General features: G+C 66.4%; 3 protein-coding genes and 1 pseudogene. 2 read left to right on the forward strand and 2 right to left on the reverse strand.

Features of this window, described 5'->3' with window-relative positions; translation table 11 throughout:
* Positions 1 to 235 (forward strand): annotated as a pseudogene (locus tag EN749_RS35675) (hypothetical protein); the annotation flags it as partial.
* Positions 232 to 912, forward strand: a complete 681-nt coding sequence (locus EN749_RS35680; RefSeq protein ID WP_128364922.1) for a lysoplasmalogenase family protein — start codon at positions 232 to 234, stop codon at positions 910 to 912. The pseudogene EN749_RS35675 and the gene EN749_RS35680, both read left to right, overlap by 4 nt.
* A gap of 1 nt (position 913) precedes the next feature.
* On the opposite strand, the gene EN749_RS35685 is transcribed toward EN749_RS35680, so the two are convergent.
* Both EN749_RS35685 and EN749_RS35690 read right to left on the reverse strand, forming a co-directional pair.
* Positions 914 to 1,342, reverse strand: a complete 429-nt coding sequence (locus EN749_RS35685; RefSeq protein ID WP_127399013.1) for a cupin domain-containing protein — start codon at positions 1,340 to 1,342, stop codon at positions 914 to 916.
* Between the two features lie 19 nt (positions 1,343 to 1,361).
* Positions 1,362 to 1,466: hydroxyacylglutathione hydrolase C-terminal domain-containing protein (locus EN749_RS35690; protein WP_281061950.1), on the reverse strand; the 105-nt coding region annotated here is incomplete at its 5' end.

Genomic DNA, 1,466 nt, shown 5'->3' on the forward strand with positions numbered 1-1,466 from the left:
CATCCAGGTGTTGGGTGCCGCAAGCTACGCCGCACCGCTGTTGTCGACGCTGGTGCTGATCGCGGCCGGCGTCGCCGAGCCGTCGCTGCGCATCCTCGCCGCCTGCGTGCTCATCACCGGCGGCGCGGCGCTCGCCGCAAAATCCCTGTTCCTGCGCAAGCCTGCGGCGACCGAGAGCCGAGCCGGGTCATCCGAAGGCGGAGCCCGGGGCATCCAAAGGCGGAGCCGGGCATGACGATGCCGTTTGCGGGCGGTATCGACGCCAATGCCAATGCGACACTGATTTTTTCGCTGGCGGCGGCGATGATCTATGCGTTCACGCTAGGCATGCCGCCGACGCTCGCCCGCTCGGCGGCAAAGACGCTTGCCGTGGCGATGCTTGCCGTTCTGGGCGGGCTACAGGGCGGCCCGCTGCTGCTGGTCGCCGCGCTCGCCCTCAGCGCCGCTGGCGACGCCTTCCTGTCGCGCGACGGCGAAAAGGCCTTTCTCGGCGGGCTGGCCAGTTTTCTCGTCGCCCACATCGTCTATGTCGCGCTGTTCCTGCGCAGCGGTGGCGGAGTGCTTGGCGCCGAGCCGTGGCGCGGTGCGATCGCGCTCGCCATGGCGGTGTTCGTGGTCATCATGCTGGCGGCGCTGTGGCGTCGCGTCGGTCCCGGCCTGCGTATCCCGATCACCGTCTATATCGCCGCCATCCTGGCAATGGGCATCTCGGCGCTGACAACAAGCAATATGTGGGTGATCGGTGGCGCCGTGCTGTTCATGGTATCGGACGGGCTGCTCGCCACCGAGAAATTCCTTGTCGCCGCCATCTCGCCCCACCGCGCCTGGATGCGCCTCGCCGTCTGGGCGCTGTACTACGCCGCCCAGCTCGCGACGACACTTGGGTTCCTGCTAAATTTGGGTTCTTATTGAGTTAGGGTTGTTTCGGCTGCCAGCCGGGTTCGGCCAGCTCAAAGGCGGCAAACTCGAAGCCCGGCGCGACGGTGCAGCCGACCAGCGTCCATTCGCCCAGGCTGCGCGCCGACTGCCACCAGCCTGCCGGCACGACGATCTGAGGCCGCTCACCGGCTGCGAGATCGATGCCGAGGACTTGCTCTACAAGGGCGCTGCCTTCTTCCCACATCGAGAGCGCCAGCGGTGCGCCGGCATGGAAATGCCAGACCTCGGCGGCATCCTTGACCCGGTGCCAGGCCGAAACCTGATGCTCCTCAAGCAGGAAATAGATGGCAGTCGAATGGCCGCGCGCGCCGCCGGTGCCATCGCGAAAGGTCTCGGCATACCAGCCGCCTTCCGGATGCGGCTTCAGCCCGAGCGTCGCGATAATTTCTGCGGAGCTGGTCATGGCGACGACACTACCGGGCCTAGAAATTGTCCTTGCGCTTGCGGATTTCGGCAAAGACCTCGGCGTCCGAAGCTTTCTCCAGCCCCAGATGCTTGCGGATCGCCGGATCGTGCCAGCGCAGGAA

It is taken from the genome of Mesorhizobium sp. M7A.F.Ca.ET.027.02.1.1 (genome assembly GCF_004022985.1).
Lineage (GTDB): Bacteria > Pseudomonadota > Alphaproteobacteria > Rhizobiales > Rhizobiaceae > Mesorhizobium.

Coding starts and splice junctions, on each gene's coding strand:
- EN749_RS35685 (WP_127399013.1), bottom strand. CDS start 1,342: ATGACCAGCTCCGCAGAAATTATCGCGACGCTCGGGCTGAAGCCGCAT.
- EN749_RS35680 (WP_128364922.1), top strand. CDS start 232: ATGACGATGCCGTTTGCGGGCGGTATCGACGCCAATGCCAATGCGACA.